Genomic DNA, 18,353 nt, shown 5'->3' with positions numbered 1-18,353 from the left:
CATGGCCTCACCCGTTCAGGCCGCCTCCGCTTCGGCCGCGCCCGCGCCGAGCGCGGGGGCCGAGACCGCTGCCCCCGCCGCGCCCGGCCGCATGCGCTGGGCGATACTGGCGCTGCTCTTCGCTTCCACGGTTCTCAACTACGTGGACCGACAGACGCTCTCGATCCTTGCGCCGATGGTTCAGAAAGACCTTGGCATGGACGATATCGGCTATGCCCAGGTCGTCCAGTTCTTCCTGATCGCCTATACCATCGCCTACCTGCTTGCGGGCTGGCTCACCGACCGACTGGGGACGCGGCTGGCACTGGCGCTGTTCGTGGGCTGGTGGTCGCTGGCCAACATGGCGACGGGTCTGGTCCGCAGCGCCGGAGCGCTGGGCGGCGCGCGCGCCATGCTGGGGCTTGGCGAGGCGGGCAACTACACCGCCGGGCCGAAAGCGATTTCCGAGCACTTTCCGCCGCAGGAGCGGGGCTTCGCCTTCGGTACCTATACTGCCGGCGCCATGGTCGGCGCGACGATCGCCCCGCCGCTGATCGGCTGGCTGGCCCTGACCCAGGGCTGGCGCGCGGCTTTCGTGGTGACGGGGGCGCTGGGCTTCGTGTGGCTCGCGGCCTGGCTGGCGATCTATCCGCGCGGCAAGGCCGGCCCCACCGAGACCGCCGAGCCGACGCCCTGGCGCGCGATCCTGCGCGAACGTCCGCTCTGGGGATTTGCGCTGTCGCGGATGCTGGCCGATCCGGTATGGTACTTCTACTTGTTCTGGTTCCCGAAATACCTGTCCGACGAGCGCGGGCTGAACCTGGCCACGATCGCCGCGACGGCCTGGATCGTCTATCTGGCGGCAGACCTTGGCAGCATCGGCGGCGGTGTCTTCTCCGGCAGGCTGATCCGGCGCGGGATCGACCCGGCACGCAGCCGGCTCATCGGCCTGGCGGTGGCGGCGGTGCTGGCGCCGGTGGGCATGGCGATCTCGACCGGGCCGGCCATCCCGCTGACTTTCGCAATCGCCGCGGCCGTCGCTTTCGCGCACCTCGTGTTCCAGATCAACCTGAGCACCCTGGTGGTCGATCTGTACCCCACGCGCGTCGTGGCCACGGTGTTCGGCATCGTCGCGGCGGGCAGCGGACTGGGCGGCATCTTCTCGACCCAGCTCGTCGGACGGCTGGCGCAGTCAGGGCACTATGACCAGGTGTTTCTGCTCATGGGCATGCTGCACCCGCTGGCGGCACTGGTGGCCTGGCTTTCGCTGCGCAGCCAGCCGCGCTCGGAACTGCGCTCCCCCGATCGGGCGGACTGAACGGGGCGGCTCAGGAAAGGCCGTTCCGAACCTGCCACTGGCGTGCGAGATCGGGCCAGCGGGCAATCGGCCAGGATGGGTCTGCGCGCAGGCCCAGGCCATGGGCGCCGTCCTCGAACAAGTGCATGTCGATCGCCCCGCCCGATGCGCGCACGGACGCGAACAGCGCGAGCGCGTGATCGACCGGCACCACGCGGTCATGCACGGCATGGACCAGGAAGATCGGCGGCGTGATCCCCGGCAGCTTGCCGTCGAACGACCACTGGGCAATGTCCTCGGGCGAAGGGTCCGGGCCGAGCAGGGCGAGCCGCGAGCCGACATGGGTGCCGGCCCCGAGCGTGACCACGGGATAGAGCAGGATCGCCCCATCCGGCCGGGTGAGCAGGTGGTCGGCCTCGTCCAGCACCGGGTAGGTGCGGTCGTAGACCTTGACGCAGAGGCTGAGCGCGAGGTGCCCGCCCGCGGAGCCGCCCATCACGGTGACCCGCCTGGGATCGATGCTCCACCGCCCGGGACCGCCCGCGCGGATCAGCCGCATGGCGCGCTGCGCGTCCTGAAGCGCCACCAGCGCCTTGCCGCCCCAGCGGTCCGCTGGAAGCCGGTAACGCAGCACGAATGCCGCCACGCCCTGCGCATTCATCCAGCGCGCGGATTCGTACCCTTCGCGGTCGATACCGACGCGGGAATAGCCGCCGCCCGGCACGATCAGCACGGCCGCTCCGGTCGGGTTGGCGGCGGCGAAATAGGACAGGGTGGGCCGGGTGACATGCTCGGCCACGCGGTAGCGAAGGCCGGCGTTGTCCCACTGGTCGTCCACGGATTCCGTCACTTGCGGCACCGGGCCTCCGGGCATCCGGCGTTCCGACCAGAGGGGAAGGACGAGATCGGGTTCGCGGGTGTCCTTCGAGAAGCCGAGGATCTCGGTTGCCGAACTGGCCGCCTGGGCAAGCGCGCGCGGCGCTGCGAGCGCGCCTGACAGAAGGGTGGCGCCCGCCAGCAGATCGCGGCGGGACGGCTTCGGCAGGTCTGTCATTTGCGGCGTATTCCTCCCTCTCCCCGGGCCTCTTGGCTCCATGCGAAGAGTGCGGCTTTGTGGCGTAGTTAGCAATATGAATTTGCGGACAATTCGATAAATGCGCCAATGATCCGATTATACGGTCATAATCGTGGCTATATATGCAACGGTGGTCCGCGCCGTTCCGGGCACCGCCGCCCGTCACCCTTACCCCGAAAAGACGAAGTTTACCGTCAGGGATAGGTGATATTCTCCGCGCATAAGCCGAGGATCGGCCCGACCGTGGAGAGCTGGGATGCAGGAGGACAATAGCGCGAAGCCGCAGAATGCGAACAAGGCCCTGTGGGAGAAAGGCGATTTCACCCGTCTTGCCGCAACCATGCGGGAAAGCGGCGAGGAACTGGTCGACTGGATCGCGCCCCAGCCGGGCATGGAGGTGCTCGATCTTGGCTGCGGCGACGGCACGACGGCGGTTCCGGCGGCGCGGCGCGGCGCGCATGTGCTGGGCGTGGACATTGCCTCCAACCTCGTTGCCGCTGGAAATGCCCGCGCGCGCGCGGAGGGGCTGGCGAACTTGCGCTTCGAGGAGGGCGACGCCAGCGCGCTGACCGGGCTGGGCGATGCCGGTTTCGATCTGGTCGTCAGCATCTTCGGCGCGATGTTCGCGCCGCGTCCGCACGATGTCGCCGCCGAGATGGTTCGCGTTTGCCGGCCCGGCGGAAGGATCGTCATGGGCAACTGGATACCCGGCGATCCGACGCTGGTTGCCATGGTGCTGAAGACATGCGCCGCTTTCATGCCGGCGCCGCCCGAGGGCTTCGTCAGCCCGGTGAGCTGGGGCCAGGAAGACCTCGTGCGCGAACGCTTCGGTGCCGCGGGCATCGCACCGGAGCGGATCGCCTGCGAACGGGCGACTTATACCTTTCGCTATCCCGGAACGGCTGCGGCGTTCCTCGCCGTCTTCCGCGACTACTACGGACCGACCATGAACGCTTTCGATGCGGCGGGGCGAGACGGCCGGCGGGACGCGTTGCAGGCGGAGCTGGAGGCGCTCTTCGAGGCCGAAAACCGGGGCACGGCCGGGCAGACGGTGATACCTGCGACATATCTGCGCGTGACCGTCGAAAGGTAAGGCTCCAGACGTGGCTCACGGCGCGGCGGGGGCGGCGGCCGGGGTGCCGCTTTCGAGTGTGAACAGGGCGACGAGACCCGATGCCACTGCAAGAACGGCTGCGACGATTGCGGCGGCCTGGAATGCCGCAGTGAGTTCCGCCGCGGAGACGGCGATGACCGCGCCGGCCACTGCGGTGGCGACGAGCCCGCCGGTGCGGGCAATCGCGCTGTTGAAGCCCGAGGCGGTGCCGGTATGGCGCTCGTCCACCGAGGAAAGCACGGCAGTGGTCAGCGGTGCCACCGCGCCGGCCATGCCCAGCGCAATCACGGCGATGCCGGGCAGGATGCTGGTCCAGTAACTGGCCGTGGGATCTGCGCGCATCATCAGGGCGAAGCCGGCGCCGGTGACGATGGGGCCAAGAGTGAGCGGCCAGCGCGGGCCGATGCGCTCGGTCAGGCGCCCGGCAAGGCGCGAGACCGTGCCGATCACTATCGAGAACGGCAGAAGCGCGAAGCCTGCCTCGGTCGGGCTATAGTGTCCGCCGACGATCAGCAGGTAGGGCAGCAGCATCAGCAAGCCGCCCAGCGCGCCGTAGAGCAGCAGGGTCAGCAGGGTCAGGCCCACGAAGGGGCGGGAGGCGAACAGGGCCAGCGGCATCATCGCGCGCTCGCCCAGGCGGCGTTCCGTCATGATGAACAGGGCCAGCAGCAGGATACCCGCCCCCAGCCCGATCCAGGTTCCGGTCGATGCCGCGTGATGGCTGGACCACAAGGTCAGCGCCCAGGTGATCGCGCCGAGGGCGGCGGTCGCCAGCAATGCGCCCGTCCAGTCGAGCGGTTCCCGGCCTTTTTCGCTCTCCTCCACATAGCGCCAGGCCACCAGGATCGCCGCGGCGGCCACTGGTATGTTGAGGTAGAAGATCGCGCGCCAGCCGACGCTGTCCACCAGCCAGCCGCCGAGCGGCGGGCCGACGGCGCTGGCGATGGCGCCTGCCGCTGCCCAAGTGCCGACGGCGCGCCCCCGGGCCTCGCCCTCGAACGAACTGCCCAGGATGCCGAGGCTGTTTGGCATGAGGATGGCCGCACCGATGCCCTGCGCCGCGCGCGCGGCCAGCAGCATCGCCAGGTCCTGGGCAAGGGCACAAGCGATCGAGGCAAGCGTGAACAGCACGATGCCCGTCACCAGGGCGCGCTTGCGCCCGAAATGATCGCCCGCGGCGCCGCCCAGCAGCAGCAGCGCCGAGAGCGGCAGGAGATAGGCGTTGATGACCCAGGGCAGGCTGGCGGCGTCTCCGCTGAGTTCCTCGCCGATGGCGGGCAGGGCGACATTGGTCACCGAGCCGTCGATGAAGGCCAGGCTGGATGCCAGCATCGTCGCCGCAATCGTCCAGCGCGGATGGGCGACGGTCTTGCCTTTGCGCGCCACGGCCTGGCCGCTGTCGCAATCGGTGGTGGGCAGGGCGGTCATGATGCCTCGGGCAAATTCAGCAAGGGCGAGGGCGGCAGGGCGGGCGGGGCAAGGCTGCCATGTCCGTCAGAGGTGCCGGGTTTCGGCAGGGGGATGCTGCCAGTCGTCATGCAGGCCGTCCATGTAGGCAAGGGGGGCGGAGACCAGGTCCCCGACCGGCAGATCATCCAGCGCGGCAAGATGCACGGTGACGAAGTCTCCGCCCATCGCCTCGATACGGCCGTGACCGTGGGTCGCGATCCCGCAGACCGAGCAGAAGCGGTGATGACCTTCGCCCCAGTCGCCCGACTTGCCGTAGTCCGCCAGTTTCCCGTCTCCGCTCAGCAGGCGGAAATCGCCGGGGGCGAGATGGCCGGCGTTCCACATGCGCTGTTTCCAGCAAAACGTGCAGTTGCACTTGCCCGTCCCCAGGTCGAGATCGATGTCCGCTTCGAAAGTGACCGCCTTGCAGTGGCAGCTGCCATGATAGGTTTTCTTCATGATCCCGAGCGCTCCTCCGGCCCTGCAAACCCGCCGTCCCGGCCGGTCGTGCCGAAGGAACAACTCGGCGGCTCCGCATTGGTGCCGGACCATTTGCGGCGGTCTGCCGCGCAAAACGCCGCATTGGTCTCGCCCCGGGTGCGGCCCGGCTGTTTTTCGCGGTTTTCCTCAAGTCATGCACTTGGCGGCGGGCACCAATCGACCGGGATCGAGTTGATCTGAAAGCGCGGTCTTCCCGCGCCTCAAAAAATGCTGCCCCTCGAGAGGCCGATCACCATGACGATACTTGTAAACGGCGCTGCCCTGGACGCTCCGCACGATGCGCGGGTATCTCTGCTGGACTTCCTGCGCGAGACTTGCGGGCTTTCCGGCACCAAGAAAGGCTGCGACCAGGGTGCCTGCGGAGCCTGCACCGTGCTGGCCGACGGGGAGCGGATACTCTCGTGCCTCTCTCTGGCCGTGCAATATGAGGGGCGCTCGATCACGACGATCGAGGGGCTGGGCCAGCCCGGCCGGTTGCACCCCCTGCAGCAGGCCTTCGTGGAACATGACGGCTTTCAGTGCGGCTACTGCACGCCCGGCCAGATCTGCTCCGCCGTGGGCATGGCTGCCGAGATTGCGCGCGGCGTGCCAAGCCATGTCACGGTCGATCTGGGGGGCGAGGACATCCTGCTCAGCCACGAGGAACTGCGCGAACGCATGAGCGGCAACTTGTGCCGTTGCGGCGCCTACAACGGCATCGTCGAGGCCATCGCCGAGACTTACGGGGCGGAAACGATGGCGGAGGCTGCGGAATGACCCCGTTCACGTATATGCGGGCCAGCGATGCGGCGTCGGCGGTTCTCAAGGGCGGCGCGGCGGGTGCCCGGTATCTCGGCGGCGGCACCAACCTCGTCGACCTGATGCGCGAGAACATCGAGACGCCCGAAAGCCTCGTCGACGTGACCGGGCTGCTGGGTGGGATCGATGAGCTGCCCGGTGGCGGGCTGCTGATCGGTGCTGCCGTGCGTAACACGGCGCTGGCCGAGAACCGGGCGGTCCGTCTGCGCTACCCGATGCTGGCGCGCGCCATCCTGGCCGGCGCGAGCGGGCAGATCCGCAACATGGCGACTGTCGGGGGCAACATCCTGCAGCGTACCCGCTGTTCCTATTTCTACGACGAGCCCGGATCGCGCTGCAACAAGCGCCATCCGGGAGAAGGCTGCGACGCGGTGGGCGGCTTCAACCGCAATCACGCCATTCTGGGCGCCTCGTCCGCTTGCGTCGCCGTCCACCCTTCCGACATGTGCGTCGCACTGGCGGCGCTCGACGCCGTGGTCCATATGCGCGGAAACGGCGGCGAACGGCGCCTTGCCTTCACGGCTTTGCACCGTCTCCCGGGCGAGTTGCCGGACGTCGATACCATGCTCCAGCCGGGCGAACTCATCACCGCAGTCGAGATACCGGCGATGCCATTCGCCGCGCGCTCCACTTACCGCAAGGTGCGGGACCGTTCGAGCTATGCCTTCGCGCTGGTTTCCGTGGCGGCGGCGCTCGATGTCGAGGGCGGGCAAGTGCGCGACGTGCGCATCGCACTGGGCGGGGTGGCGCACAAACCGTGGCGGGCCGAGCGAGCCGAGGCCCTGCTGCGCGGCGGTCCGCTGTCGGCCACCAGTTTCGCTGCCGCTGCCGAGGCGGAACTGGCTTCCGCGCAGGCGCTTTCGGGCAATGGCTTCAAGATCGATCTGGCACGGCGCACGCTCGTCGCCGTGCTCGAAGACCTTTCAGGAGAGATCGCATGAGCATCGCGAGCGACGCCAAGCAGGCGCTGCAGGGCGCGGTTCAGGGCGTCATGGCGAAAGCGGTCGCCCTCGCGCCGGACAGCTGGATCCCCGGAGGCGAGCCCGATCCTCTGATCCGCGAGCGTTACGGCCATGTCGGCAAGCCGCTGTCGCGTATCGACGGCCCCCTCAAGGTGGCCGGTCGGGCCACGTTCGCGGCGGAGTTTCCGCTGGAGGACATGGTCTACGCCTCACTGGTGTTCAGCACGATCGCCAAGGGGCGTATTGCGGCGATGGACACTTCCCACGCAGAGACGGCGCCCGGCGTAGTGGCGGTGATGGACCACCGCAATGCCCCGCGCCTTGCTCCGCCCCCTGTCTTCATGTCGGCGCCGAAGGCCGCCAATGGCGACAATCTGCCGATCATGCAGGAAAGCGAGGTCAACTGGAACGGCGAGCCGGTCGCCGTCGTGCTGGCGGAAACGCAGGAGCAGGCCGACCACGCCGCATCGCTGGTCCGCGTGACCTTCGAGGCGGCTCCGGCCCTGACCTCGCTGGACGAGGCGCGCGAACAGGGCACCAAGCCGGCCCTGTTCATGGGCCAACCGCTTCATGACGAGCGCGGCGATGCCGAAGCGGCGCTTGCCGCGGCCGAAGTGAAGGTGGACGCGCTCTACACGACGCCGCGCCACAACCACAATGCCATCGAACTGCACGGGGTGACCGTGGCCTGGCAGGGCGATGTGCTGCGTATTCATGACGCTTCGCAGCTGGTCGCCCATACCGCCTGGTCCATCGGCCAGATGTTCGACATGCCGGAGGACAAGGTCATCGTCACCTCGCCTTTCGTGGGCGGCGGCTTCGGGGGCAAGTGTCTCTGGCAGCACCAGGTGCTGGCCGCGCTCGCCGCGAAGCTGTGCCGTCGTCCGGTACGCCTCGTCCTCTCGCGCGAGGGCGTGTACCGGGTGGTGGGCGGGCGCTCGCCGACGGAGCAACGGGTGGCGCTCGGCGCGGATCGCGAGGGTCACCTCAAGGCGCTTGTCCATACCGGCGTGACCGTCAAAACTGCCAGCAACGCCATGCCAGAACCCTTCATCCTGCCCACCCGCAGCGCCTATGCTTCCGAGACGCTCAAGCTGGACGTGCAGGTGGTGGAACTCGACATGCTCGCCAACACCTTCATGCGAGCGCCCGGGGAGTCGGTGGGAACGTTCGCCCTGGAGAGCGCCATGGACGAACTGGCCGAGGCGCTGAACATCGATCCTGTGGAACTGCGCATCCGCAACGAGCCCGAAAAAGACCCGAGTTCCGGCTTGCCGTTCTCCTCGCGCCATATCGTCGAGGCCTGGCGCACGGGCGCGGAGCGCTTCGGCTGGGATCGCCGCGACCCGCGCCCCGGCATGCGCCGCGAGGGAGAGTGGCTGGTCGGCATGGGATGCGCCACCGGGACTTACCCCTATTACCGCATGGGCGGCGGCGCGGCCCGGATCACCCTGATGCAGGACGGGCAGGCGGTGGTCGATATCGCCGCGCACGAGATGGGCATGGGTACCGCCACGGCGCAGACCCAGGTCGCCGCCGAAAGGCTGGGCCTGCCTATCGAGGCCGTGCGCTTCAACTATGGCGATTCCACTCTGCCGGGCGTGGTGCTGGCGGGCGGATCGCAGCAGACCGCCGCTATCGGCGCCTCCGTGGGTGCCGCTCATCGCGAACTCGTGAAGCAACTGCTCAAGCTGGCGGGCAATGATTCCCCTCTCGCCGGTCTCAAGCCGGACGATGTGATCAGCCGCGACCTGGGGCTGTGCAAGGCCGATGAGACCGCGCGGCAGGAGAGCTATGCCTCGATCCTGTCACGCGCGCAGCAGCCGTCGGTAAGCGTGGAGGCCGAAGGGCCGCCGCCGCTGGAGACCATGCACTGGTCGATGCACAGCCACGCGGCGATGTTCTGCGAGGTTCGCGTCAACACGGTCACCGGCGAGCCGCGCGTCAGCCGGTTCCTGGGCTCGTTCGATTGTGGGCGCATCCTCAATCCGAAGACGGCCACCAGCCAGTTCCGCGGCGGCATCATCATGGGGCTGGGGCTGGCCCTGATGGAAGAAGCGCAATTCGATGAGCGCAAGGGCCGGGTGATGAACCCCAGCCTCTCCGAGTATCATGTGCCCGTGCACATGGACGTGCCCGAGATCGACGTGATCTGGACCGACATTCCGGACCCCCATGCGCCGATGGGCGCTCGGGGCATCGGCGAGATCGGGATCACCGGCACGGCGGCGGCAGTGGCGAATGCTGTCTACAACGCCACCGGCAAGCGCGTGCGCGACTTGCCGCTGACGCTGGACAAACTGCTTTAGGGCGCTGGATCGGCGGGGCGGCTCGGGCCAACGCCGCTTTCGTTCCGATGAACCGGTCTATGGCGCACGATCCGGTTCAGTTCGGAGGCAGGCGGCGGATGCGATAGGGACCGGTCCGGGCCGATAACGGACGGCCTTTCCAGCTTAATCCCACGCGTCCTTCCAGCAGCAGGCAATCGACGGCGGCATGAACCTCGGGCATGGCCTCCCGCCAGGTGTCGCCGGGTGCTATCGCGCGGGCGACTTCGCTTGGGCATACCGTGGCCCCCGGTTCGCGGGATGCGAGCAAGGCCAGAGCCGCCGCGCGCGCGTCGCCCATCATTTCCCCCGCGGTTTGCCGCGTGGAGTGCGGCCGGACGTCATCGGATCGGGCCGGGGCGGCGGTTTCCAGCCGGCGGGCGGCGTGCTGCGTTGCTGGTTGGTTCCGAGCCCCATCGCGCCGGGGCGCTGGCGTTGCAATCCCGACAGATCGGCGCGCTCGACCTCTTCCGCGCCGGCGCCGCCGCGCAGGAGGCTGATCTTGTCCCGGCAGCGCTTCGCTTCCTCGAAGTCCAGGGCGCTGGCCGCTTCCTCCATCTTGCGCTGCAGGTTTTCGATCGTCTCGGTCATGGATGCTGAACGCGCGGCGACCCTTTCGGTGCCTGCAGGTGGGGATGAACGCGTGGACCGCCTCGTTCCGGACCGAACTTCACCAGGAGTTCGGCTGGAATCGCGGCCAGTATCTCGTCATTCCTGCAGGTTGTCGCTTCACCGGAATGCGTAATCCGGTCGCTGCCGCGCAGCATCGATAACCTTTCGTCACATTCCATTGGCTGCGTTTCGATCGGATTATTGGAATTATCACCTTGCACTTCGGTGATTGTGCGATGCAAGATTGTCCCGCATCATCTTCATGTAATCTCGGTCTGTTTTACGGACTGCCATTCCTATTACCTTGTCAGCACCTTGATCGCGGCAGCCAGCGGCAGGATCGCCAGGGTTTCGAAAAGGGGACAGCATGAACGGGTCCGTCGCCAATCCCTCTAGCCCTGTGGCCGAGGCCCCGTGGTATGCCCTGGACGGCCGGCAAGTGCTGGACGAACTCGGCGCCGCGCCAGGGGGTCTTTCGCACGAACAGGCGGCAGCGCGTCTGCGGCAGTATGGACCCAATAGCCTCCCCGAAACCGCGCGCGTGCATCCCTTGCGGCGCTTCCTCATGCAGTTTCACAATCCTCTGATCTATTTCCTGATTGCGGCAGGGCTGGCGGCGTTCCTGCTGGGGCATCCGGTGGACGCATCGGTCATCATGCTGGTGGTGGTGGTCAATGCCATCGTCGGCTTCGTGCAGGAGGGCCGGGCGGAGGAATCGCTGAACGGCATGCGCGCGTTGCTCTCTCCCCACGCCGTCGTGCTGCGAGGGGGAGAGCGAACCTCGGTCGATGTGGCGGATATCGTGCCGGGAGACATCGTGCTGCTGGAGCCGGGAGACCGCGTCCCTGCCGACTTGCGCCTGCTCAAGGCGCGAGGTCTCGCCATCGAGGAAGCCGCGCTCACCGGCGAATCCGTCGCGGCGGAAAAAGGCGAGGGGGCCGTTCCCGTCGACGCGCCGCTGGGCGACCGCGCCTCGATGGCCTTTTCCGGTACGCTGGTGGCCAAGGGGCAGGCCACTGGCCTGGTCGTCGGCACGGGCAGCGCGACCGAGATCGGGCGTATCAGCGGCATGCTCCAGGCGGTGCCGGTGCTGGTGACGCCGCTGATCCGGCAGATCAACCGCTTCTCGCATCAGCTTACTTTCACCATCCTGGGCGCTTCGGTACTGCTGTTCATCTTCGCGGTCCTGGTGCGCGGCTTCGCCTGGGACGATGCGCTGATCTCGATCGTGGCGGTGGCCGCCGGAGCCATTCCCGAAGGTCTGCCTGCCGTCATCACCATCACCCTGGCCATCGGCGTGCGGCGGATGGCCGCGCGCAAGGCGGTGATCCGCAAGTTGCCCGCCGTGGAAACGCTGGGCGCCACCTCGGTCATCTGCACCGACAAGACCGGCACCCTCACGCGCAACGAGATGACCGTGCGCCACGTCTTCACCGCTTCGAGTGCACTGGAGGTGTCCGGTTCCGGCTATGCGCCGCAGGGCATGATCGCGGCCGATCCGCTGGACGCTCCCGCTGGCGGGCAAGTCGATGGCGGCGATGCGGCGGCGATCATCCGCTGCGGCATGTTGTGCAACGATGCCAGCCTGCGCGAGGAGTCCGGCGTGTGGAGCGTGGCGGGCGATCCGATGGAAGGCGCATTGCTCGCGCTGGGGATGAAAGGGGGGATGGACCCTGCCCGGGTGGCCGCCGAATGGCCCCGGCTGGACGAGATCCCCTTCGATGCCGACTATCGCTACATGGCGACGCTTCACCGCGGGCCGGGCGACGATCATGTGGTCTTCGTCAAGGGCGCGCCCGAGGCTGTGCTGGCTCTGGCGGGCGGGCAGGCCGATCCGTCCCGATGGGACCGGCTGGCCGCCCGCGCGGCGGCCCAGGGCGAGCGCTTGCTGGGCTTCGCCATGCTGACTTTGCCGACCGCCCGGGACCGGCTGCGCTTCGAGGATCTTCAGGGGCTGACGATGCTCGGGCTCATGGGCTTCATCGATCCGCCGCGCGAAGAGGCGCGCCGCGCGATCGCCGAGTGCCGCAGCGCCGGCATTGCGGTGAAGATGATCACCGGAGACCATGTCGAGACCGCGCGCGCCATCGCCCGCCAGCTCGATCTCGCGGACGATCCGGTGGCGATGTCCGGCGCGGAACTGGAGCGGCTGAGCGACGCCGAACTCATGGAGGTGGTGGGCGGCGTCAGCGTCTTCGCGCGGGCCAGCCCGGAGCACAAGCTGCGCATCGTGCGGGCGCTGCAGGCGCGAGGCGCCATCGTGGCGATGACCGGGGACGGCGTGAACGATGCGCCGTCGCTCAAACAGGCCGATGTCGGCACCGCCATGGGCCTCACCGGCACCGAAGCCGCGCGCGAGGCGTCGCAGATGGTCCTGCTGGACGACAATTTCGCCTCCATCGTCGCGGCCGTGAACGAGGGGCGCACGGTCTACGACAATTTGCGCAAGGTCATCGCCTGGACCCTGCCGACGAACGGCGGTGAGGCCATGCTGATGGTGCTGGCGATCCTGGCCGGCTTCACCCTGCCGATGACGGCGACGCAGATCCTCTGGATCAACCTTGTCACGACGATCACGCTGGGCCTCGTGCTTGCCTTCGAGCCGCCTGAAACCGAAGTGATGCAGCGCCCGCCGCGCCGGGCCGACGCCTCCCTGCTCTCACCGTTCCTGCTGTGGCGGATCGTGTTCGTCTCCCTGCTGTTCACCGGCCTGATGCTGCTGGTGTTCTTTGGCGCCCTGGCCCGGGGCGAGGATGTCGAGACGGCGCGCACGCTGGTGGTCAACATGCTGGTGGTGGGGGAGATCTTCTACCTCTTCAACGTGCGCTACCTGCACATGCGGTCGCTGACCCTGCGCGGCGCGCTGGGAACGCCGTCCGTGCTGTTGTCGGTCGGCGCGGTGGTGCTGGCGCAGTTCGCCTTTACCTATCTGCCGGTAATGCACGAGGTGTTCGATACGCGGTCCGTGTCGCTGTTCGACGGCGTGATCATCGTCCTGCTCGGGGTGCTGCTTTTCGCCGTACTGGAAGCGGAGAAGTGGATCATGAAGCGGTTGGACTGGTTCGAAGACCTCCATTCCTGATCCAGGCGGCGCCCTGCGGGCCTCCCGCGCGGCCCGCAGGGCGTGCCGATAGGCGCGGGCGCGCACTGCCTGTTGCCGTCCTTCCGCCAGACTACGTCCCGCCTGACGGTCTTCCCGCCGCAGAGCATGAGCCTTGGCAGCGAAACTGCCCTAGCCGCGTTTTCCCTTTGGACATCAAGGAGAAATACATGCGGATTCCGAAGTTATCCCTCGCCGTGGCACTGATTGCAGGGAGCCTTGGCCTGGCTTCGCCGGCGAGCGCTCAGCATCATTACGACCGTCACGCCCGTGTCGAACACCATCACGATGCCCGCCGCGACCATGCCCGCCGCGACCATGCCCGCCGCGACGACCGCCGCTATCGTCCTGCGCCGCGCCGTCATGACGTCCGCCGCCGCCATTCGTATCGTCACTCCTATCGCCACGCCAGCCATTGCCGCACCGTATGGCGCCATCATCGCCGCGTGCGCGTCTGCCGCTAGGAGGTGAAAGCCCCCGGCCCGGTGCCGGGGGCTTCAGCCGACCATTCCCGCCGATGGCCCGATCGCGCGCTTGCCGGACAGGGTGGCCGGAGACATACTCCCAGGCATGACCAAGTACCTCATCTCCTTCCCGAGCGAGGCCATGGTGCTGACGCCGGACGAACTCGCGGTGGCCGCCAGGGAATCCCATGCGGTCATCGCCGCGGCCAAGGCTGCGGGAGTCTATGTTTTCGGCGGCGGAATAGAGGAGGGCGTTCCCCCCGTGCTGGTTTTCGGCGAGGGAGACGTGTCTTCGCGGATCTATCCCGGCAGCCGGTTGGACGGCGGGTTTACCGTCCTGGAATTGCCCAGCCGCGAGGAGGCTGAGCGATGGGCGGCCAGGATCGCTGCCGCCTGCCGCTGCGCGCAGGAACTGCGTGAATTCATGTACGATCCGGAAAGTTAGGCCGGAAAGCTAGGCCGGAAAGCTGGGCCGAAGAGAAACGCCGGCAGCCGGGCGCTCGCTCAGGCGGGCACGATCTCGATATTGGGATGGTCGGCGAACACTTCCATCACGATGTCGAAGTAAGTCGTGCCGCGGCCTTGCTCCAGGGCCGTCAACTGCCCGGCTATGGTTGAGCCATTGAACATCGTTCGCTGGCCGAGCCTTCCGCTCAGGAAGGCATGGGTGCATTCCGGCCCGAGGGCCGCGCGTGTCGCTGCCATGTCCTTCCAGTGCAAGGTGACTTTTTCGGCCCCCTGCATCGCGCCGTAGCCGCCGTAGAGCAGGTCGTTCAGGGCATCGAGGCTGTCTGCCAGTCGCCAGGATTCCCCGGCCATGAAGACCCTGTTGATCTCGGCATAGAACGCGGGAATGTCCGTGATGACGCTTCCGTCGATCTCGAACTGTCGCGCTTCCATCGGATCGTTCTCAGGCGGCGCGCTGGAGGAACCGCTGGGAGAGCCCGTGATAGAGCTTTTCCTTGCAGACGAACTGGGCGGCGAAATCGCCGATCAGCGCAGAGGCGAGAAGCGGCATCATCAGGCCGCGGCTGGCAGTCGTTTCCGAGATGATGATCACGGCCGTGAGCGGCGCGCGCACGACACCGGTGAAATAGGCGACCATGCCCAGCAGGACGATCGCGCCCGGCGAATAACCCGGAAAGATTCCGCGCAGAAGCTCGCCGATCCCGGCACCGATGGAGAGGGAAGGCGCGAAGATGCCGCCCGGCACGCCGGAGACGGCCGTCGCCAGTGTCGTCACGAACTTGGCCGCCCCGAACCAGACGGGCACGTCTTGGCCGGCGATGATGCCGTTTGCAGTATCGTAGCCGGTGCCCCAGGTCAGGCCGGTCGACACGCCGAGCGCGGCGACGATGGCGCCGCAGATCGCGGCGAACAGCACCGGACGTGCGCGCAGCCAGCCCATCGGGCGCATGGTCGTGGTTCCTGCTCCCAGCATCAGCCGGGAGAACACGCCGCCGGCGATCCCGCCCAGGATGCCCGCGACCGGGGTGGCGATCAGCGCCTGCTGGAAGCCCAGCGTCTGGCGCATGGCGCCGAAGTAGATGTAGTCTCCCGCCAGCCCCAGGCTGACCATGCCCGCGATCAGCACGGCGGCCATGACCAGCAGCGTCATGCGCTGCTCGTAAGCTGCGGCCAGTTCCTCGATGGCGAAGGCCACACCGGCCAGCGGCGTGTTGAAGGCAGCGGCAACGCCCGCCGCGCCGCCTGCGATATAGACCGAAGACCGCAAGGGCACGCGCAGCATGCGGTGCATCCTGCCCATGATGGCTGCGGCGATCTGCACGGTCGGACCCTCGCGGCCGACCGAGGCGCCCACGAGAAGCGCGCCCACGGTCAGGAAGAACTTGGCAATGGCGGCGCGGGCGGACACCAGGGTGGACAGCGCCGCCTCCGGGTTCTTGGTCGCGGCCATCACCTGGGGAATGCCGGAGCCCTTGGCCAGAGGCGCGAAACGCAGCGTGATCCAGGCGATGGCGGCAAAGCCTGCAGGCGTCGCCAGCAGGGGCCCCCACCACCAGCGGGCTGCAAACATGTGGAACAAGGCGTTGGCTTTGTCCGCCATGTCCGCGAAGACCAGCGCCACCAGACCGACGAGCACGGCCCCGCCCACGATCGCCACGCGCCTGCGCCAGACCAGCGCTTCCGGACCGTGACGGCGCAGGACCACGCGAAGTCGGCGAGGCAGCAGGCGGCTCGGTTTGATCACGGTGCGAGACTCTCTGATGAGCGAATGGGAGAGGGCGGGGAGCCCGGCCCTATTGAAGCGCTTCGCCCGGCCTGTCCACCCATGCAGGGCATTCGTTCCTGTCAATCGCAGCCTGGGTACGGCGTAACAGGCAGGAAGCACTGTGCTGGTCGCAGCCTTTCGTATTGGGGGCGCGCTTTCCTTTCCCATCGCGCCCGGCTGCTTTTCGCACGCCCGAGCATAAACGCCTGCTCCAGCCGGACCATTGCCGGCTGGAGCGTTCGGCGGCGTCAATACTTGTAGGCGAAGCTCAGGAAGAAGCTGCGGCCGGGTTCGGGGAAGCCATCTGTAAGCACGTAGTAATCGTCGAACAGGTTGCGCGCGCCGGCGCCGATCACGACACCGCGGTAGACCTCGTAGTTCACGGAAATATTGGCCTGGAAATAGGCGCCCGTGCGGTAATAGCGCGTGCCGGCGGTGTTCACCGTCCAGCGGTCCGAGGCGATATCGGCATTGGGCAGGATGTGCAGGCCGTCCAGAGGCGCCCAGTCGGCCCAGATGAATGCCTTGTGCGTAGGCACGCCGGTGGGCTGGAAGGCGGTGTTCGTCGGATCGTCGATATCGCGGTGCGTGTACGTGTAGTTGCCGCCGAGGCTGAGGGTGTCGCCCAGCGTCGCGGTCAGCGCGATCTCGCCGCCGTAATAGTTGCCGCTGCCGAGGTTGCGGCTCTGGGTTACGGGCTGCTGGTTGAAGATGGTCGGGAAGGCTACGATCACATCGCTCAGGTGCGAGTAGAATACAGCGGCCTCGGCGTGGAGCGGGCCGAAGTCGCGTGCTCCGCCGATCTCGTAATTGGTGGCGCGCTCGGCCTTGAGGTCGGGGCTGGAGGTGGCTCCGCCGAAGCGCGAACTGAAGCGCTCGAAAATCGTCGGGAAGCGGGCGCGCGAGGAAATGCCGGCATGGAGGCTGGTGGCCGGGTCCGGTGTCCATACCAGCTGTGCCTGCCCATTGAGCGCCTGGCCGTTGTGCAGCGGATATTCGATCAGCGCGTTGCTGGCGTAGTCTTCCGCCCGGGTAAGATTGCGCCAGTCGAAGCTGACGCCGGCGGTGAGGGCCAGCGCGGGGTTGAAGGCAAGGCGGTTTTCGGCCGCGATGCTGTAGGTTTCCTCGATGCTGGTCTGCTTCGGCTCGGTCGTGCCGATACCGTTGGCGAAGCTCTCCTGCCATTCGACATGCTTGTCGCGGCGGTAATGCGCGGCCACGCTGAAGCGGTCGGCCTCGCTCACGTCCACATCGAGCTGCGCCGATCCGCCCCAGGCTTTGTCGGCGTAATAGCTGTTGAAGGCGCGCGGGCGCGTCTGGGTGGTCTGGCTGGCATCGTCGAAAGCGCGCAGCAGGTTGTCGAAGCTGTTGCGGTAGACGCGTGTCTTCAGCGTCGCCAGATCGCCCAGCGCCGTGGTGGAGAGGAAGTAGATGCTGTCGATGTTCCAGTAGGGCCACGACCAGTTGCGCTGGGATGCGGAACTGTCGGTGATGTGCAGCGGCGCGTTCTTGGCGCCTTCCTGACGGGTATAGCTCAGCGAATATTCGTCCGTGGCATTGGGCGTGAAGCCCAGCTTGGCATTGACGCGCCAATCCTCAGTGCGCGAGAAATCGCGGTGGCCGCCGTCTTCCGCCGATCCGGCGCTGGGCTCATAGCTGCCGGGCAGGTCCCAGTGGTCGGTGAAGTTGCGGGTGTAGCTGGCCTGTGCGTACCACTTGTCCTGCCGCGTGCCGAGCAGGGCGAACACATTGTAGCCTGCATATTCGGCCTCGCGCCCCAGGTTCAGCGTGCCGCGTGCCTCGGCCTCGATCGGCTGAGAGGGCTTTCGCGTCACCAGGTTGATCGCCCCGCCCATCGCGCCGGGTCCGTCCAGAACGGAAGCATAGCCCTTGGCCACCTGCACTTGCGCAATGTCGCCGGTGAGGAAACGTCCATAGTCGAGCCTGCCGTCCGCCGGCAGGTAGACGCGGATGCCGTCGATGGAGAGCGGCACCTGGTAGCGGTCGAAACCGCGCACGTTGATCAGGCGCTCATTGCGCGATCCGCCGCTGTTCGTCGAGGACACGCCGGGCATGAGGTTGACCGCATCGTCCAGGCTGTTGCGCTGGAACAGCCGCATGGCATCGGCGTCAAGCGTGGTGGAGGATATCGTCGGCGTCGATTCCGTTGGCGCGGTGACGATGATCTGGCCCAGCGTAAAGGCATCGTCCCGACCTGAAGTCGTGCTCGTCTGCGCCAGAACAGGCGCAGAGACCGACAAGGAAAGAGCGCAGGAAAAAGTTACCGCAAGCGCGGAAGCGGAACGTATCAAGGAAACCCCCATTTTTTTGACCTGTCGCCGTCCCGGCGATTCGCTATATCCGGTCGTATATAGCTTTGCCGCGCCGTAAAGCATAATGACGCCGGGGTTAGACAATGAGGATTGGCGATCGCGGCATGCG

16 protein-coding genes are annotated in these 18,353 nt (G+C 67.2%); 8 read left to right on the top strand and 8 right to left on the bottom strand.

What is annotated here, in order from left to right; genetic code table 11:
- The first annotated feature begins 1 nt into the window (after position 1).
- Positions 2 to 1,297, top strand: a complete 1,296-nt coding sequence (locus ACZ1J6_RS05545; RefSeq protein ID WP_431567156.1) for an MFS transporter — start codon at positions 2 to 4, stop codon at positions 1,295 to 1,297.
- A gap of 10 nt (positions 1,298 to 1,307) precedes the next feature.
- On the opposite strand, the gene ACZ1J6_RS05540 is transcribed toward ACZ1J6_RS05545, so the two are convergent.
- Positions 1,308 to 2,330, bottom strand: a complete 1,023-nt coding sequence (locus ACZ1J6_RS05540) for an alpha/beta hydrolase (protein ID WP_431567157.1) — start codon at positions 2,328 to 2,330, stop codon at positions 1,308 to 1,310.
- A 277-nt stretch (positions 2,331 to 2,607) separates the two neighbouring features.
- On the opposite strand from ACZ1J6_RS05540, the gene ACZ1J6_RS05535 reads away from it, so the two are divergent.
- Positions 2,608 to 3,444 (top strand): class I SAM-dependent methyltransferase, encoded by an 837-nt coding sequence (locus tag ACZ1J6_RS05535; protein ID WP_431567158.1) that lies wholly within the window; start codon positions 2,608 to 2,610, stop codon positions 3,442 to 3,444.
- 15 nt (positions 3,445 to 3,459) lie between these two features.
- Here the strand turns inward: ACZ1J6_RS05535 and ACZ1J6_RS05530 are convergent, their stop codons facing one another.
- On the bottom strand, positions 3,460 to 4,893 hold the full coding sequence (locus tag ACZ1J6_RS05530) for an MFS transporter (RefSeq protein WP_431567159.1): 1,434 nt from the start codon (positions 4,891 to 4,893) through the stop codon (positions 3,460 to 3,462).
- Between the two features lie 66 nt (positions 4,894 to 4,959).
- Positions 4,960 to 5,373: a GFA family protein gene (locus tag ACZ1J6_RS05525; protein ID WP_431567160.1), complete on the bottom strand. Its 414-nt coding sequence runs from the start codon at positions 5,371 to 5,373 to the stop codon at positions 4,960 to 4,962.
- 276 nt (positions 5,374 to 5,649) lie between these two features.
- Between ACZ1J6_RS05525 and ACZ1J6_RS05520 the strand changes: the two genes are divergently transcribed.
- Genes ACZ1J6_RS05520 through ACZ1J6_RS05510 form a run of 3 tightly spaced genes read left to right on the top strand, consistent with a single transcriptional unit; the run spans position 5,650 to position 9,484 of the window.
- The gene (locus ACZ1J6_RS05520) at positions 5,650 to 6,171 is read left to right on the top strand and encodes a 2Fe-2S iron-sulfur cluster-binding protein (protein ID WP_431567161.1); all 522 of its coding nucleotides are present in this window, start codon (positions 5,650 to 5,652) and stop codon (positions 6,169 to 6,171) included.
- The gene (locus ACZ1J6_RS05515) at positions 6,168 to 7,154 is read left to right on the top strand and encodes an FAD binding domain-containing protein (protein WP_431567162.1); all 987 of its coding nucleotides are present in this window, start codon (positions 6,168 to 6,170) and stop codon (positions 7,152 to 7,154) included. Before ACZ1J6_RS05520 ends, ACZ1J6_RS05515 begins: the two co-directional genes overlap by 4 nt.
- Entirely contained in the window at positions 7,151 to 9,484 is a 2,334-nt protein-coding gene (locus tag ACZ1J6_RS05510; RefSeq protein ID WP_431567163.1) for a xanthine dehydrogenase family protein molybdopterin-binding subunit, read from the top strand. Before ACZ1J6_RS05515 ends, ACZ1J6_RS05510 begins: the two co-directional genes overlap by 4 nt.
- A gap of 76 nt (positions 9,485 to 9,560) precedes the next feature.
- Here ACZ1J6_RS05510 and ACZ1J6_RS05505 read toward each other — a convergent pair whose 3' ends face one another.
- Both ACZ1J6_RS05505 and ACZ1J6_RS05500 read right to left on the bottom strand, forming a co-directional pair.
- Entirely contained in the window at positions 9,561 to 9,803 is a 243-nt protein-coding gene (locus ACZ1J6_RS05505; RefSeq protein WP_132266030.1) for a DUF3253 domain-containing protein, read from the bottom strand.
- Entirely contained in the window at positions 9,803 to 10,093 is a 291-nt protein-coding gene (locus ACZ1J6_RS05500) for a UvrB/UvrC motif-containing protein (RefSeq protein ID WP_132266028.1), read from the bottom strand. Before ACZ1J6_RS05500 ends, ACZ1J6_RS05505 begins: the two co-directional genes overlap by 1 nt.
- Positions 10,094 to 10,481: 388 nt before the next feature.
- Between ACZ1J6_RS05500 and ACZ1J6_RS05495 the strand changes: the two genes are divergently transcribed.
- The 3 genes from ACZ1J6_RS05495 to ACZ1J6_RS05485 all read left to right on the top strand — a co-directional run bounded on the left by ACZ1J6_RS05495 (position 10,482) and on the right by ACZ1J6_RS05485 (position 14,123).
- Positions 10,482 to 13,196, top strand: a complete 2,715-nt coding sequence (locus ACZ1J6_RS05495; protein ID WP_431567165.1) for a cation-transporting P-type ATPase — start codon at positions 10,482 to 10,484, stop codon at positions 13,194 to 13,196.
- 188 nt (positions 13,197 to 13,384) lie between these two features.
- Entirely contained in the window at positions 13,385 to 13,678 is a 294-nt protein-coding gene (locus ACZ1J6_RS05490; protein WP_431567166.1) for a hypothetical protein, read from the top strand.
- 106 nt (positions 13,679 to 13,784) lie between these two features.
- A complete protein-coding gene (locus tag ACZ1J6_RS05485) occupies positions 13,785 to 14,123 on the top strand; it encodes a transcription initiation protein (protein WP_431567167.1) in 339 nt (112 codons plus the stop codon).
- 59 nt (positions 14,124 to 14,182) lie between these two features.
- Here the strand turns inward: ACZ1J6_RS05485 and ACZ1J6_RS05480 are convergent, their stop codons facing one another.
- From ACZ1J6_RS05480 to ACZ1J6_RS05470, 3 genes are all read right to left on the bottom strand, one after another.
- Positions 14,183 to 14,578 carry a barstar family protein gene (locus ACZ1J6_RS05480; protein ID WP_431567168.1) on the bottom strand — a complete coding sequence of 132 codons (396 nt, stop codon included), beginning with the start codon at positions 14,576 to 14,578 and terminating at the stop codon, positions 14,183 to 14,185.
- Positions 14,579 to 14,588: 10 nt separating this feature from the next.
- Positions 14,589 to 15,890, bottom strand: coding sequence for a chloride channel protein (locus ACZ1J6_RS05475; protein ID WP_431567169.1), 1,302 nt, complete (start codon positions 15,888 to 15,890; stop codon positions 14,589 to 14,591).
- A 269-nt stretch (positions 15,891 to 16,159) separates the two neighbouring features.
- Positions 16,160 to 18,172 carry a TonB-dependent receptor plug domain-containing protein gene (locus ACZ1J6_RS05470; RefSeq protein ID WP_431567170.1) on the bottom strand — a complete coding sequence of 671 codons (2,013 nt, stop codon included), beginning with the start codon at positions 18,170 to 18,172 and terminating at the stop codon, positions 16,160 to 16,162.
- Positions 18,173 to 18,353 lie beyond the last annotated feature (181 nt).

Source organism: Novosphingobium sp. BL-S-21, from assembly GCF_055521655.1.
Note: the sequence above shows the minus strand (reverse complement) of the source record. Positions and strands in the feature narration are given on the sequence as shown.